This window comes from Cohnella sp. WQ 127256 (assembly GCF_024519285.1).
GTDB lineage: Bacteria > Bacillota > Bacilli > Paenibacillales > Paenibacillaceae > Cohnella.
This window is the reverse complement of sequence record NZ_JAMZCY010000001.1, coordinates 236,515-252,214: the sequence shown is the minus strand read 5'-3', so window position 1 is coordinate 252,214 and position 15,700 is coordinate 236,515. Positions and strand designations below refer to the sequence as shown.

At 43.6% G+C, this 15,700-nt stretch carries 12 protein-coding genes; 3 read left to right on the top strand and 9 right to left on the bottom strand.

Annotation, left to right across the window (positions count from 1 at the left end; all coding sequences use genetic code 11):
- Window positions 1–22 precede the first annotated feature (22 nt).
- Window positions 23–829, bottom strand: coding sequence for a GTP diphosphokinase (yjbM, locus tag M1K58_RS01120; protein WP_256756824.1), 807 nt, complete (start codon window positions 827–829; stop codon window positions 23–25).
- An 11-nt stretch (window positions 830–840) separates the two neighbouring features.
- Window positions 841–1,935: a quinone-dependent dihydroorotate dehydrogenase gene (locus M1K58_RS01115; protein ID WP_256756823.1), complete on the bottom strand. Its 1,095-nt coding sequence runs from the start codon at window positions 1,933–1,935 to the stop codon at window positions 841–843.
- 253 nt (window positions 1,936–2,188) lie between these two features.
- On the opposite strand from M1K58_RS01115, the gene M1K58_RS01110 reads away from it, so the two are divergent.
- Window positions 2,189–2,332 (top strand): hypothetical protein, encoded by a 144-nt coding sequence (locus M1K58_RS01110; protein WP_256756822.1) that lies wholly within the window; start codon window positions 2,189–2,191, stop codon window positions 2,330–2,332.
- A gap of 16 nt (window positions 2,333–2,348) precedes the next feature.
- Here the strand turns inward: M1K58_RS01110 and M1K58_RS01105 are convergent, their stop codons facing one another.
- The 6 genes from M1K58_RS01105 to M1K58_RS01080 all read right to left on the bottom strand — a co-directional run bounded on the left by M1K58_RS01105 (window position 2,349) and on the right by M1K58_RS01080 (window position 11,799).
- The gene (locus M1K58_RS01105) at window positions 2,349–3,815 is read right to left on the bottom strand and encodes a L,D-transpeptidase (protein WP_256756821.1); all 1,467 of its coding nucleotides are present in this window, start codon (window positions 3,813–3,815) and stop codon (window positions 2,349–2,351) included.
- Window positions 3,816–3,973: 158 nt separating this feature from the next.
- Entirely contained in the window at window positions 3,974–5,578 is a 1,605-nt protein-coding gene (locus M1K58_RS01100; protein WP_256756820.1) for a stalk domain-containing protein, read from the bottom strand.
- Between the two features lie 39 nt (window positions 5,579–5,617).
- A complete protein-coding gene (locus tag M1K58_RS01095) occupies window positions 5,618–8,023 on the bottom strand; it encodes a FecR family protein (RefSeq protein ID WP_256758193.1) in 2,406 nt (801 codons plus the stop codon).
- Window positions 8,024–8,117: 94 nt separating this feature from the next.
- Complete coding sequence (locus tag M1K58_RS01090) at window positions 8,118–9,950, bottom strand: CHASE2 domain-containing protein (RefSeq protein ID WP_256756819.1); 1,833 nt, start codon at window positions 9,948–9,950, stop codon at window positions 8,118–8,120.
- A 185-nt stretch (window positions 9,951–10,135) separates the two neighbouring features.
- Window positions 10,136–10,372 carry a ferredoxin gene (locus M1K58_RS01085; RefSeq protein ID WP_256756818.1) on the bottom strand — a complete coding sequence of 79 codons (237 nt, stop codon included), beginning with the start codon at window positions 10,370–10,372 and terminating at the stop codon, window positions 10,136–10,138.
- Window positions 10,373–10,497: 125 nt separating this feature from the next.
- Window positions 10,498–11,799 carry a DNA polymerase IV gene (locus M1K58_RS01080; protein WP_372339086.1) on the bottom strand — a complete coding sequence of 434 codons (1,302 nt, stop codon included), beginning with the start codon at window positions 11,797–11,799 and terminating at the stop codon, window positions 10,498–10,500.
- 132 nt (window positions 11,800–11,931) lie between these two features.
- Between M1K58_RS01080 and cimA the strand changes: the two genes are divergently transcribed.
- The gene (gene cimA / locus M1K58_RS01075) at window positions 11,932–13,548 is read left to right on the top strand and encodes a citramalate synthase (RefSeq protein WP_256756816.1); all 1,617 of its coding nucleotides are present in this window, start codon (window positions 11,932–11,934) and stop codon (window positions 13,546–13,548) included.
- A gap of 45 nt (window positions 13,549–13,593) precedes the next feature.
- On the opposite strand, the gene M1K58_RS01070 is transcribed toward cimA, so the two are convergent.
- On the bottom strand, window positions 13,594–14,172 hold the full coding sequence (locus tag M1K58_RS01070; RefSeq protein WP_256756815.1) for a TlpA family protein disulfide reductase: 579 nt from the start codon (window positions 14,170–14,172) through the stop codon (window positions 13,594–13,596).
- Between the two features lie 211 nt (window positions 14,173–14,383).
- On the opposite strand from M1K58_RS01070, the gene M1K58_RS01065 reads away from it, so the two are divergent.
- A complete protein-coding gene (locus M1K58_RS01065; RefSeq protein WP_256756814.1) occupies window positions 14,384–15,694 on the top strand; it encodes an MFS transporter in 1,311 nt (436 codons plus the stop codon).
- The last annotated feature ends 6 nt before the right edge of the window (window positions 15,695–15,700 follow it).

Sequence of the window (15,700 nt, the reverse complement as noted above, 5' to 3'; positions counted from 1 at the left end):
CGCCTTTTTTGCTGCTTCAGCATTAGGTTGAAAGACCGCCTTTACCTGCACGATCTAGTGCTGCCTGAATTTCAAGGGATAGCTCCTTCAGCCCCCACACGTCATCATGCTCCCATAGTTCATTGAAACGGAGCTGGAATTGCGCAGCTTCTCTAACCCTACGAAAAAAGTAAAGCTCCTGAATTTCGTTAAGCACTCTGCGCACAATAACAGAGCTTTCTTCGAAATCCTGCTGAGCATCGACAATTTCCTGACGAATGCTGGACATCTCGTTGTCCAGTGAAAACGCAGCCTCAGCTGCTTTACGCAGTCGTTCTCTAACATGTGGCGGTAATTGATCACGATACTTATAATTCAAGGAATGCTCAATCGTCGCCCAGAAATTCATAGCTAACGTACGGATTTGGATCTCAGCTAGTACTGGCTTGGATCCTAGTGATGTCTGAACGGGGTATTCCACGATGAGGTGGTAGCTCCGATAACCACTATCCTTAAAGTTCGTTATATAATCCTTCTCATATACAAGCGTCAAATCTTTCCGATGTCGGATCAGATCTGCAACTCTGTATATATCATCAACGAACTGACACATAATGCGAATTCCTGCAATGTCCTCAATGCCAAGCTCGATACGATCTAGGGGCACGGACAACCTCCGTGCTTTCTCCAATATGCTGGACACCCGCTTCACTCGCCCGGTGACGAATTCAATCGGAGCATATTCATCCCTTGATTTAAGCTCGGCTCGGAGCGCCTTAAGCTTTACCTTAAGCTCTTCGGCCGCTTGTTCATAGGGGAGCAAGAACTTTCCCCAATCCCTTCCGTCCATCGAAATTCCTCCTAACGATGATCCGCACCTATCGCTTGAGTAATACGTGTAAATCCATCCTGCTTCAATCTTGTAAGAAGACCGCGATGTATTTCCTTAAGAAGAGCTGGCCCTTTATAGATCATCGCCGTATACACCTCGACAAGACTAGCTCCCGCACGAATTTTGTCATAGGCATCATCTGCTGTAAAGATGCCTCCTGAACCGATAATCGGAAGCTTCCCGTTCGTGATTTTATACAAGCTACGGATAACTTCTGTCGAACGTGCTGTTAACGGTCTTCCGCTTAGTCCGCCCGTTTCTCCGGCATTTTTATGCGTTAATCCTTCACGACTAATCGTCGTATTCGTTGCAATAACGCCCGACATTCCACTAAGCTGAATCGCTTCCGCCATATAAGCTAACTGCTCCTCCGTATTATCAGGAGCAATCTTAACTAAAATAGGCTTAGGCAACTCCCCATGCTTCTCGGCCTGCTTCGCCATCTCATCCTTCACCGCGTTCAATAGGTTTCGTAAATCATCTCCATGCTGCAGTGCACGCAAATCCGGTGTATTAGGTGAGCTAATGTTGACTACGAAGAAATCTCCGTATGGAAAAAGCTTCTGTACGCACGCTCGGTAGTCATCCGCAGCATTTTCGTTAGGTGTTATCTTATTTTTACCGATATTTACAGCCAGAGGAACCCGATGACGTGATAGCTTGGAAAGCCGTGCAGCCATCACATCCGCCCCTTCATTATTAAAGCCCATCCGATTAATGAGCGCTTCATCAGGTGGAAGCCTAAATAGACGAGGCTGTTCATTGCCGCTTTGCCCCTTGGGTGTCACTGTTCCCACTTCGAGGAAAGATAATCCGATTCTGGATAATCCAGTTACTGCTTTAGCATTCTTATCGAGGCCAGCGGCCAGTCCGACTGGGTGTGTAAAATGAAGTCCGAATAAATCCACCGCGAGTTCAGGAGAAGCTTTCGTGCCCCATACTGCAGATAGAAGTGAGGGTACTCCAGGTATCCTAGCAGCAGTACCCATTCCGTCCACGATCAAGTGGTGAGCCGCTTCAGGGTCCATCTTGAACAAGAAGGGTTTGGCGATTTGGTACAACAATGAATTCGACATCCTTTCACGGAACCGATACGATGGATAGAGATAGTTGTTGGTGAATAAAGAAAACCTTTCGGGTAACAGTTTAGCCTTTTCCAAGCAAAAAGAAAAGAGCTTAGTGCCTTTAATGACAACAATATTCATATAAAGAACACAACTGCAATCTCCAATGCCATCCAACTTGTCTAGTATTCCTTGGAGAAAACGATTACAATGTAAAGAGTTCACGAATCATATGATAGAGAGGTTGATAAACATGAGCACACACAAAAGGAAACCACCCATCACGTCACGCCAGAAACCAAAGGAAGAAATTAATAAGAAGGCGCTTATATGGATTGGGGTGGCTTTTGGAGTTATTGTAGTGGTCATGACTTTGCTTCTTGCTTTGGACAAGTAATAGGTAAGCGATCGTACTAATTTAACCAATCATATACCTTGTGGGGGTTTGTCTCGTCCTGCGTGCTCGACAGTCGGAAACGTTCCGACGGTACGCGCTGCTCGTCGGGCAAGCCTCCTTTTACAATAGTGACAGGAGTACCCATAGGTACAAGATCATATAACTCCTCGATATCTTCTTTTTTCATTCTAATACAACCTAAGGATTCATCCTTCCCCATACTTGCGGGCTCATCCGTACCGTGAATACCATATCGACTATCCGATAAGGTCATCCCCCGACTACCAAATACTCCAGTGCTGCTTCCATTCGGATTCTTAACCTTCTCTGTAATCGCGAATTTCCCTTCGGGAGTTTTACTTCCCCCTAAACCCACTTCATAATTACGCAAAATGACATCGCCACTCACAACAGCTAGTCTATGATTGCTTTTATCCACGATAATTTCGAGTGCTTCCTCCGCCAGTGGAGACAATTTACCAGATGGAGTCCCATGTCCACTATTCGGCCCTGTATCTTCCGGCCACCCAGCCGTTCGTGGAATTTTACCATCCTTCTTATTCTCAAGCTCAGCTTTAAGCTCATCGAACCAAGATGTCATACTTTCTGACCAACCTGCCATCGTATTCGCCGGATAATCCGCCGCTAACGTTTCAGGTGTTGCTGGCCACTTGCCTGTCTTTTCCCGATATCGAGTCATCGCCGAGCGGAGCGCAATTTTCTCCTCCTGAAGCGGCTTCCAGCTTTGTACTAGCTTCTGTATAGCCTTTGAGTCGTCCGGTTTACAATCACACCACTTTGGATCGTACCATTGAACACTTGCAGTTCCCGCTTCCTTATCTGAAGTAGTAGAGGCAATCGGCTTTCCACTCTTCACCCAATCATTCCATTTGCCAAGCTCAGGTGTTGATATGAGGATCCGCGGTTGCTTCGTCGGATTCAATGTTAACAAAGACCCTAAAACATCATGACCTTTATCATTAGGTCCAGATGCACCTGCGATTTGATCCGGCGGCACCATATTAGAAGGTAATATCGTTGGTTTCCCAGTGGAGCCCTGCTTCACATTTGTATCTACAGGAGGAGAAGCTATCTCTTCATTTACTGGCTTCGCTGCCAGTGGTTTGTTGTCTTCCGGATTAAGTATTTTAAGGGCAAGAATAGCAGACCCTGCTAAGAAAATAAATAATAACAGTCCAAGGAGCCATTTCCCCCAGCTGCTTTTCTTATTGGATGTCCCCCCAGGCAAGCTTGGTGCAGGCTTAGATTCAAACGCCTCATAGATATCTCCAGCTTGCGCAAAACAATAATTCGCTTTCGCCGCATCTCCCCGTCCTTCATACTCCTTACCAAGCAAGTACCAAGCCATTCGACTATCCTCATGCTTAAGGAGGTAATCTTTGAGCGGCAGGGCGTCTCCGACATCGGGAACGTTGTCATAGAAGTGCTGGATCTGTTCATCAATGCGTGACTCTTTGCTCATGCCGTTCACCTCCCATTCTAAAATTGCATTCTTCTTATTATCGGTTGCACATTGATTTTTCTGTACAAATTTGAAGTAAAAATAAAGAAAGCTTAGTAAGTTAACAGACGTTAACTTACTAAGCTTTCTTCATTACTAACCATGATTAGCTTCTAGTTCTATAATCCTGAATTAAAAACCACATTACGAATGACTACAGTTTGATTTTCTGCATCCCATTGAATATCAAGGCCACTTTCATTTGCAAAGAAACGAACGGGAATGAACACTCTCTTATCTACTTCTGCAACTGGAGCATTCAAGGTGAGCGTTTGCTTAACGCCTTTCACCGATTTCGTTACTGTATTTGCACCGCTCTTGATTGTGTATGTCGTTTCACCCTTGGTTAAGATCGCCGCTCCAGTCTTTTTGTCAAATGACACCTTGTATCCTAAGGCGGCTCCTACACTGCGGACAGGAAGCAAGACGGCATTAGATTTCAATTGAGCAGGTACATCCGACGATACAATCTTACCATTTAGTAGAACGGATATGGACTTGTCCGAAGGCATGGATGCCGGTTTGGCATACTTCTGTAGGACACGAATCTTATTTCCAGATTCATCTACGATAACAAGACGACCATCTTTGAGAACAGTCACATCCGTAGGATGATTAAACTGCGCGTGATTCGTTAGGCCATCCGCAACGCCAAACTCTACAGGTATCCCTGTTAAAGTTGTGACCTTTCCGTCTTGAATAATTCGAATGGCATGATTCAAGCTATCTGCCACAATGAGTGAGCCGTCTTCAGTCAGCGCTAAGCCTTCAGGGGCATTAAACTTAGACTCTACTGCAGCACCATCCAAGAAGTCTCCTAATGCATAAGCACTATTCTTCGTATAGATAGATGTTCCATTGTCTGATGATTTACCACCTGCTACCGTTGTTACGGTGCCTTTAGTGAAGTCGATATAACGTATTCTCTGATTACCACGATCACTTACATACAGGTTATCATTTCCATCCACAGCTAGCCCGCTTGGTTCATTAAACTTGGCGTTGGCAATTGCTCCATCCGCATAATCTCCTGCAAACTCTGCTGCTCCTGGGAAATACTCAATAGCTCGATTAGACGATGCCGTTAAAGTCGTTACCACACCTTCTGGCGTAATTTTACGGATCGTATGATTCAAAGTATCTGACACATACACGGTCCCTTTTGAATCTACTGCAATATCCGAAGGGGAATAGAAGGTTGCTTCTTTACCCTTCGCATCCTTATTACCAATCGAGCCATTCCCTGCTAGTGTATTCACTTTGCCATCCTTAGTAATCTTACGAATCGCGTTGTTGCCAGAATCTGCGATATAGATGTTGCCTAGCGAATCTACAGTCAGTCCAGTTGGCTGATTATAAGCTGCCAAGTTTAGCTGATCATCGTTGTATGCTCCAATCGGGGTACGTGATTCAGATTCTCCAACAAATAAACCGCTATAAGTCGTTACGGCATCCACAGAAATCTCCCGCAACATATGGTTCTCTGTGTCCGCGACAAGCAGCTTACCATTCGGAAGCTCCACAATGGAACGCGGGTGAAAGAGAGTCGCAGATTTGACTGGACCATCAACATGCCCCCATTGTGATTGGCCTGTCCAAGTGCGAATCTCATAGAGCTCGCTTGACTTCGTCCAGTTAGTATCCGTTGCTGCAAGCGCAACGGAGGGCACAATCAGGGACAAGCCTAATGTGAGTAATCCAATCGTCCGTATATTATTCCTCATTTAATGAGTCTCCTTAATCGCTAGCTTCGCGTTTCATTATTATCCAATATTCGTCGGGGTAGTCGTTACTATTACATCGTATATTATTTTTCGATCACCTGTTTGAAGGAAGAAGGTTACCACGCGATCGGAACCATTGAATGGAATCACAAAGGGTTCTGAAGGATTAGATACTTCCACCGTTTGCCCGTCGTTCATGTACTCTACCGTCAATATCTCAACGCCCTCTGCAAATATCGGTGTAAAATTCGCTGCCGTTGCCTCTTCTGTTACAACTGCAAACCATGAAGGTAATTCTTTAATAAAAAAGCGATCAAAAGCGCCGAAACTTGATATAGCAAATTCCGGAGGTTCAGCGTCACCTTTCCAAATACTTAGCTTATAATCCACATGATTTTTTTTGGAAAAGTCCCAGAGTCGTATCGTAACATCGTTCCATCCTTCACGAAGTTCAATGCGGTAACCCAAAGTAGTCTTTGAGAGACCTTCACTCAATAATATGACTTCAACAATAGTAAAATCGTTATCCAAAGTGGGCTTAACATATAAGTCATATTCGCTTGTTTCTCGCCCCGCAAACGCAAGATATTCATTTTCGCTTAGCTTACGAGTATCTATTGAGTACATATCTTCAGAATATTTTATTTCTACATCATTCATAATCATGGATTCAACGTCCAATTGACCCTTTTGGATGATCAATGTTAAGCTATAATATTTTTCATGATCAATTTCATCAATAGAATAATTAATATTGAAGCGCGTATATCGCTCAAGCTCGTTCAACTTGATAAGGTGATCGCTTAATGAAATTGGAGCTCCACTAATATCCTTCTCTAAAATTAATGGAGAGCTTTCGCCTTCTCCTTCTCCACGTACTCCATATACAGCAACATGATTTACTTTATCACTGAAACTCATATCCATGAAGAGTGAAGTGGTCGAGTCTGAGACGACCGTCGCATATTGGTAATACAGCATATCTGCAACAATTTTTTCATCTTTTTTATTAATTATTGCATAGCTCTGGGGAGAATCAGTTAATGTCCAATTTGTTACTCCCTCTGGCAGTTCTTCCGGAATTGGTTCAGGACTTGGTGATGGTTCTGGACTCGGACTTGGACTTGGTTCAGGACTTGGTGATGGTGATGGTTCTGGACTCGGACTTGGACTTGGACTCGGACTTGGTGATGGTTCTGGGCTTGGCGAAGATACAGGGCCTCCACCCGATCCCGAATTACCGGACCCAGAAGGGGGAGTCGACGGAGTTGCTTCTTGCCCTAATTTCAATTGCTCCTCCGCTTTCTTTCTCGCGGCTTCTTCTGCCTTTTGTTTCTCTGCTTTTTGTTTCTCCAACTGCTCTTGAAGCTTCTTTAGTAAATCTTCCTTTTGCTTTTGCAGTTCCTCTTGTTTTTTCTTCTCAGCTTCTTGCTGTTTCTTTTTTGCTTCCTGCAATGCCTTTAGCTCGGCTTGCTTTTCTTTTTCTTGAGCGCTGAGCTCCAGAGGCTTCACATTATCAAGATCGAGCTTCTTGTTTACTTGTTTGTTAATTTGATCAATTAAATCTTTAATCGCAGTCTCATCAACTTTATTCTGCTTAATCGCCTCTTTAACAATGTTACCTATCAGATTCTCAAGATTTTGCTTGATTCGGTCTATCTCAGCTTGATTCAGTATATTCGGAAGATTCGGTACATTACTCAATTCATTTTGTTCCTTGAGCCTAGCAATATATTCTTCATTCTCTTTATCAATTGCTGCTTTACTAGCAATAATTGCTTCGATGATCGCATTACTTGTTGATGAAACTAAATCACCTAGGTTAACTATATTTTTATGATCATCATACTCTCCAGCTTCTAGTTCCTGATCTAGATTGATACTCTGACCTGGAAACAAGATTGTTCCATTACCCGGACCTTCTTCACCCTTTTTGTCCACATTCCCTACACCAGAAACAATAAAGAACCTAGACTCTCCTGTCACAGGATCAACGCCTATTAGCAGATTAGTTCCGCGAACGCCCATGATTGCAGTTGGAGTTTCAAGAGTGAACTCATCTTCTGAATTCGTAATGGACTTGACCGTTGACCATACTGTGCCCTTAAGCATGCTGACTTTAGTTACCGTCCCTTTGCTATTTGATAGCTTAGAGAACGTTAATGTCGTATTTTCTGAAGCAGTCATCTGGTCATCCGTAGAAGTACCGTTGGAAAATTGCAATACTGCAGAGCTCTCTGCTCCTACAGCAAGAATATCCCCCTCGTTTAAGCTCATCTTTGCAAAAGCAGTGAATTCCTTCGTTCCACCAGCCTTCTTGACTGTCGCCTTCCCTTTAAGCTCCTTAATAATCGCTACCCTGGATGTCGCCGCTGATGACTTGTTTGCAAAGCCTCCCAATAGAGGCAATGCAATTAATAATAACACCATTAATCTAATCGTCATTTTTCTCAACTTGTCTATCTCCCTTCAATTTATATGTTCAGAATTTGTATAGATCACTTTGATAGATTGGAGAACAGCTATTGAACTATCTACTTTACTTCTCTCCATTAAGCCCAAGAAGCTCGTATACCCTAATTGGATGCGACTTCCCTTTGAACATACGATCTTCACCCTCGTTGAAGCGGAAGAAGTCTTTCGTCTGCTCATACACTTGCTCAGAGACATGAACTTGCCCCTTCTTCGTCTGCGATTCGATCCGTGCTGCAATATTGACGTTATCGCCAATGGCCGTATAATCGACCCGTAAATAGGAACCAATATTACCAACAACGACATTCCCTGTATGTATCCCAATACCCACATTGACTTCACATTGGTATTTGTCCATAATTTCATCTCTAATCTTAATCATGCCTTGCTGGATTTCATAAGCGGTTTTGACAGCCATACGTTCATGCTCCACAACTTCAAGAGGGGCATTAAACAAAATCATAGCTGCGTCTCCGATGAACTTATCGATTGTTCCGTCATTACTTAAGGTCGTTTCAGTAATCATATTGAACATCGTATTCAGAGTATCTACCAATTCCGGTGGAGACAATTTCTCGGATAATGGTGTAAACCCTCTGATATCCAAGAAAAGAATCGTAATGAGCTTCAAATCTCCACCCAACTTGATCTCAATGTCTTGAGCCACAATCTGTTTAACAAGATCAGGTGAAATATAGCGTCCGAATTGTCGGGTTACGAAGCTCTTCTGAACGCTATCCATGTAGGATTTAAGCGATACGTTAGCCAAGTATGCAAGAGTCAGAGCTAGCAAAGAATCAACAATATTAATATGCACAGCGTATGCTTGATAGAGTTGATACTGTCCGTAAAGAATACCTATGAATACGACAATGAAAATCAAAATTGAATATATATTTTTTAGTCTCCATGGCAGCAAAACAAATAATGCAAACAGCAATACTGCCAAAGCGAGCTCCGACCAATTCGGGGCATAAGAAACCTGAGTACCGTTCAACAATTGATTCGTAATATTCGCATGCGCGTACATTAATTTGAAGTTTTTCTCGATTGGAGATACTCCTGTATCTTGCCCTCCATCACTAGCCAGTCCAACAGCCGAAAACCCAACGAAAACAATAGAGTCCTTAAACAAGTCAGGTGGCAACGCCCCATTCAACACATCAACGAATGAAACAGTCATGAAGTCATCTGTCACGAGCTGATAATCAATCGTCATCGTATTCTTCGCAATAGGCTCATTAGACTTCTTCGGATCTGTAACGTCGGTGTACTTACTTAAATCCGCTCCAGCCATTTCAGCAACTTTCCATGCCAATGACGGAATCGTATCCCCATCAGGCCCCTGCATATTCAGCCAGGTTTGTCGGATGACCCCGTCCTTACTAACAACACGGTTAATATGTGCAAGCTGAGCTAGTTCGGCAAATAATTCATAAGGCTTGGCAGTTGCCTGTGCCTTTATTAGCTCATCCCGTTTTGCTATAGAGGTACTAAACACATCTCCCATGATTCCCGTTACCGGTAAAATCACGTTAGGATAGCTAGCCAATGCTTCCGCAAAAGCCATATCACTATCAGGGCTCTCACTTGATTCACTGAAAATAATATCAAAAGCGATAGCTTTGGGTATATTCCCCTCCTGGTTTAGTGCAGCTAGGAAAGGTGCGTATACAGCCCGATCCCATGGAAATCTACCCAGCTCTGCTAATGAAGCATCATCAATCGCCACGACAACGATTCGAGAATCGGGAGTATGGTTTGCTGCTTGTTTCATATCATAATCAAATAATAAATTGTCAACTCTCTGCAAGGAATGTGACTGATAAATAAAATAAACAGCGATTAGTAGTAGCACATTCAGCACTATCGCAATCTTCTTAATTCGTTCCTTCAATAAGCCCTCGCCCACCTTAATGTAAATGATTCCAGTTATACTCTATTATAACGTAGGTACTTGGTTTCTTGTAGTATTTTGCCTAATAATTGACTTTTGTGACGAAAGTCATGGGAAACACAAAAAAACAGCTTACCCCTAGGTCTATTCACCTAGAAATAAGCTGTTTTCATTCTCAATATCAATTACATATTGAATTGTGATTCTGCAATCTTGATGGAATCCGTAGGACATCCGTCTGATGCATCTTGTAGATCATCATATAAATCCTCTGGAATTTCAGTGTTACCATGATTTCCATCGTTACTATAAATCACTTCAGCAAGACCTTCATCATCATAATCATAAATGTCAGGTGCAGAAGCGCCGCATGCGCCACAAGCGATACATGTGTCTTTATCTACGTAAGTATACTTAGCCATGAGTTAACCTCCCAAATATCTTTACTAACCGAATTCATTAATAGTCCAGTCCTTACTGTCCAATATAATATAAAACCTAGCTAAGATCAAACGAAATTCCAGATCATATCCATCGCTTCCAGTTCTTAATAATCATTCTCATCGGTTGCCAATTTCTCCCGCAAAAAATCCTTCTGAAGCGAGGTCCCTCTAAGCTTCTTATTCCGAATGAGAGTAGATGGATCATCCCCTAACATGCCAGCAGTAAGTACCGCATCCTCGCCATACTTATCCCTTAATATATCCATTGCATTCATCAATCGTTCCTTCTTCGGATTTTCCTCATATGAGAAGAGATCCAGTTGCAAAGGCGTTTCTTTTTTCTGCGTCAAGCCCTGTAAAGTAATGCCAAGCAACCTGACCGGGTTCCCTTCCTTCCAATGCATATCCATTAGTCGACATGCAATCCTATAGACATCCTCATTGGCTTCAGTTGGAATCGATAAAGTTGATGATCTTGAGATTGTACGCATATCTGGATCTCGAATTGTAATCTGAACGGTAGAGCATACCATACGTTGATGCCTTAGTCTCCTTGTCGTCTGGTCAGCTAGATTAAGCAGTACTCTCCGATATTGGTCTCGATCAATTAAATCCGCTGGGAGAGTCGTTGTATGTCCAATTGATTTGGGTGCCTCCTGCAGCGGTTCAACCGGAGCATCATCTGATCCGTTCGCTGCTCTCTTCATCCATGCACCATATACACCAAATCTCTCTATTAACACCTTCTCGTCTGCTGCAGCTAGCTCCCCGATCGTCCTAATATTAAGCCTTAGCAATTTATCTGCCGTACGAGAACCGATCCCATACAAGGTTTGGCATGGCTTGCCCCATAAAAGTTTAGGCACTTCCCGCTTACGAAGAATCGTAATCGCATCCGGTTTGCGCATATCAGATGCCATCTTAGCGAGCAGCTTATTCGGAGCTATTCCAATTGAACAAGGCAGGGATAGTTCCTCCTTGACTCTCCATGCAATGGTTTCAGCAATTTGAATAGGTGTGCCGAATTGCGAGCTTCCGGTAATATCAAGAAAACACTCATCAATCGATACGGCTTCAACGAGTGGTGTATAATTGCCTACAATTTTTAGAAAACCACGACTATACTTCCGATATAGATCGAAGTTAGGTGAAATTAGAATCAATTCCGGACAAAGGATAAGCGCCTGACGAACGGTCATTCCAGTACGAATTCCCAGTGCCCTTGCTTCATATGAGCTTGTAACTAATATTCCTTTCCGCAGCTCCACACTTCCGGCAACAGCTGTCGGCTTTCCTTTATATACATCTGGCTCTTCGGCGGCATGAACAGAGCAATAGAACGCGTTCATATCAATGTGTAAAATGATTCTTCTCTTCCTCGCGCCCTCGTTATCGCTCACATTCATCCCTCCTAGTCGTCCCTTCATTATACAGAGGTAATGAATACATCGGCAATGACGCGTTGCTCTCTACATTTTATCCAAGAAGTGCTATAATAGTTTCACCTGTTTTTACTGAAGGAGGCTTTCCGTTTAAGCATGTCAACTCCAATATGTATTTTTGATACGACCTTGCGCGACGGCACGCAGGGCGAAGGTATTAGCCTTACAGCCGAGGACAAAGTTAAAATTGCTCTAAAGCTTGATGCTTTGGGTGTCCATTATATTGAAGGTGGTAATCCTGGCAGTAATAGCAAAGACATCGAGTTTTTTCGTCGTGTCCGGGAAATGAAGTTGCAAGCTAAACTGACTGCATTCGGAAGTACTCGACGAAAGAATAGCACCTGTGAGCAGGATATCAACCTCAAGCATTTGACAGAATCAGGCGCTCAAGCTGCGACACTGGTCGGCAAATCTTGGGACTTCCATGTTCACACTGCATTGCAAACGACTTTGGAAGAAAATCTAGCTATGATCTATGAATCGTTAGCATTTGTGAAAAATAGCGGGATGGAAGCCCTTTTCGATGCTGAACACTTCTTCGATGGATATAAAGCGAATCCCGAATATGCCTTGGCTGCGCTCAAAAAAGCGAAGGATGCGGGAGCCGCTTGGATCGTTCTGTGTGATACGAATGGCGGTACACTCCCCGGAGAAATTAGCGAAATCGTCTCACGCGTAGTGACAACGATTGATGCTCCAATCGGTATCCACACCCATAACGACAGCGAGCTTGCAGTTGCGAACACACTTGCCGCGATTACTGCTGGCGCTCGTCATATCCAAGGTACAATTAATGGTTACGGCGAACGTTGTGGCAACGCAAATCTCTGCTCCATTTTACCTACACTACAATTGAAAATGGGCTATAGCTGCGTTAGTAATGAGCAACTGAAAATGCTCACGAATGTCGCTCGCTATGTAAGCGAGATCGCTAACGTTAGTATGCCAGTTAACCAACCTTACGTCGGCAATGCTGCTTTTGCCCACAAAGGCGGTATTCACGTCTCTGCGATCATGAAAGATTCTAAAACCTATGAGCATATTGAGCCGCAGCTTGTTGGGAACAAACAGCGTGTTCTTGTGTCAGAGCTTGCTGGTCAAAGTAATATTTTGTCCAAAGCTCAGGAAATGGGCCTCGATATCAATCAAGAAGGTATGAAGTCCAGAGATGTCATTGATCGAATCAAGGAGCTTGAGCATCAGGGCTATCAATTCGAAGGTGCGGACGCCTCCCTTGAGTTGCTCTTAAGAGACGCATTCGACGGAACCATGCAACAAGCATTCACTGTGGATTCATTTAAGATTATGGTGGAAAAAACAGGCGGAAGCATGGTTACCGAAGCCATTATGAAAATTACCGTTGCCGGAGAACAAGTATATACCGTCGCCGAAGGTAACGGTCCTGTGAATGCTTTAGATAACGCCCTGCGTAAAGCACTCATACACTTTTATCCAGGTATCCGCGATATCCATCTTACCGACTACAAGGTGCGTGTACTGGATGAGAAGGATACAACTGCGGCAAAAGTTAGAGTATTGATCGAATCGACCGATTTCAAAGATACTTGGAGCACAGTCGGTGTATCATCCAACGTCATAGAAGCAAGCTGGGAAGCACTTGTTGATAGCATCCGTTATGCCCTGCTCGGCATGGTCAAGGATGAATTCGAGCCTGAGTTTACTGGTGGTATGCACGGATTAATTAATCATTAAACAAAAAAAGAGAGGCTGTGGCCTCTCTTTTTCATGCTAACCGAACTAAGATTCCATAACCTCTTGCAAATAGATCTCCCATTGCTCCCTGTCAATAACGCCCTCTATCCGATGACGGATGACCCCATCACGATCGATGATTAAGCTTAATGGGTACCCACCCACCTTATACATATCCAAAACCTCACCCTTTGGATCTGTTAATACAGGAAATACGAACTCTTGCTCCTTAACAAAATCCTTAGCTTCTCTAACCTTATCGAATTTGGTCGCATTGACCGCATATAAATCCAGCTTATCCTTGTGCTTCTCGTATATGTCTTTTAGATCAGGTGCTTCCAATTCACAAGGCCCACACCAAGCTGCCCAGAAATTAATGATAAGTACTTTGTCCCGCTTGCCCCCAACCTCATAACTTGAATTTCCATCCAACGAATCGAGACTAAAGGAAGGTGCATAACGATTAACTTTTGGCGCAGGAGCGCTTGGAATATCCCCATCAACTTTTTCGCCCACAACCCCTTCTGTCAATTGACCTGCCGACTTTTTGTCCGATGACTCCCAGTACCATACTGCAGCAGCAATGATAAACACCAAGGCTAAAATTAAATAATTTTTCTTCATCAGGTACACACTCATCTCTTTCTAAGCATTTATGTTAACTCTATTTTACCCCATTTGCGCTTCCTGTACCAATTACAACAACATCCAACTCCTAGAAACATTTCTTTAACATCCATACAAATTCTTAATCACATATTTTATGATTCTCTTGGGAACCTTAAGCCTGTATTCATGTACAAGGACAGGGCTTTGTCATAAGGAGGATCAACAGGTGCCGTCATCAACAAAATCCAAGCGTAAGATTAGTGTCACCTTCACAAGCGACATCACTTCTGACACCACTTCTGAGCAAGCAAAAGGGAAGTCCGATTCCTCAGATAAGGGCAGTCGTAAAAGTAAAATTTGGGAATACATTGCTCTCTCCACTGTCCCTTTAGTACTTGTGCTCGGCAATTCGATGCTCGTTCCTATTTTACCGACTTTGAAAAGCAAGCTAGGAATTTCACAATTTCAAAGTAGCTTGGTCATCAGCCTATTTTCTTTTTGCGCAGCACTAATCATTCCTATCGCTGGATATTTGTCAGACAGATTTAGTCGTAAAGCCGTTATGATCCCTTCTCTTATCGTGTATGGGGGAGCAGGTATTTTGGCAGGCTTTGGGGCAGTTTGGGACTCCTATGGCATTCTTATCGGCGCAAGAGCTCTGCAAGGCATCGGCGCTGCAGGTACTGCCCCCATAGCTATGGCCTTAGTCGGAGACTTGTATAAGGGAGGACAGGAAAGCCAAGCGCTTGGTTTAATCGAAGCCTCCAATGGCGCAGGTAAGGTCGTGAGCCCGATTCTCGGAGCCTTGCTTGCACTAATCGTCTGGTATGCGGCTTTCTTTGCTTTCCCGGCATTCTGCTTGCTATCCTTGCTTGCTGTTATCTTTATCATTAAAGAACCAAAACGCAAAGAAGAGCCCAAGCCTCTCAAACAATACCTCCAGTCCATCAAAAGAATTTTTTCTCAGGATGGGCGTTGGCTCATTTCTTCATTTTTCGCTGGATCATTGGCATTGTTCATCTTGTTTGGTGTCCTCTTCTTTCTTTCGAATATTTTAGAGGAGCCCCCCTATTCCATTGATGGTGTTCGTAAAGGATTCGTGCTGGCGATACCTCTTTTCGGAATGGTGACCACTGCGTATATTACGGGATCAGTCATCCGGAAGAACGGAGTTCTCATGCGATGGCTCATGAATATTGGTCTTGCACTTATGGTCATTTCTCTCGCTCTCGCCATCTGGTGGAATACCAACTTATACTTTTTTATTGGTTTGTTAACGATTAGTAGCATCGGAACAGGATTATTGCTACCTTGTCTTAATACGATGATTACCGGATCAGTGGAAAAGGCGGAGCGAGGAATGATCACATCACTTTACAGCAGCTTGAGATTTTTCGGCGTCGCCTTAGGTCCACCTCTATTCGGATGGATGATGGGAAAATCAAATCAGCTCGTGTTCATTACCGTCTCGGCACTGTCGTTAATTGCTCTTGGGCTCGTATTCTTCATGGTTAAACCAGGAAAAAAAGTGCAATGAAGCTTG

Coding starts and splice junctions, on each gene's coding strand:
- yjbM (WP_256756824.1), bottom strand. CDS start 829: ATGGACGGAAGGGATTGGGGAAAGTTCTTGCTCCCCTATGAACAAGCG.
- M1K58_RS01110 (WP_256756822.1), top strand. CDS start 2,189: ATGAGCACACACAAAAGGAAACCACCCATCACGTCACGCCAGAAACCA.
- M1K58_RS01105 (WP_256756821.1), bottom strand. CDS start 3,815: ATGAGCAAAGAGTCACGCATTGATGAACAGATCCAGCACTTCTATGAC.
- M1K58_RS01100 (WP_256756820.1), bottom strand. CDS start 5,578: ATGAGGAATAATATACGGACGATTGGATTACTCACATTAGGCTTGTCC.
- M1K58_RS01095 (WP_256758193.1), bottom strand. CDS start 8,023: ATGACGATTAGATTAATGGTGTTATTATTAATTGCATTGCCTCTATTG.
- M1K58_RS01085 (WP_256756818.1), bottom strand. CDS start 10,372: ATGGCTAAGTATACTTACGTAGATAAAGACACATGTATCGCTTGTGGC.
- M1K58_RS01080 (WP_372339086.1), bottom strand. CDS start 11,799: ATGAATGTGAGCGATAACGAGGGCGCGAGGAAGAGAAGAATCATTTTA.
- cimA (WP_256756816.1), top strand. CDS start 11,932: ATGTCAACTCCAATATGTATTTTTGATACGACCTTGCGCGACGGCACG.
- M1K58_RS01070 (WP_256756815.1), bottom strand. CDS start 14,172: ATGAAGAAAAATTATTTAATTTTAGCCTTGGTGTTTATCATTGCTGCT.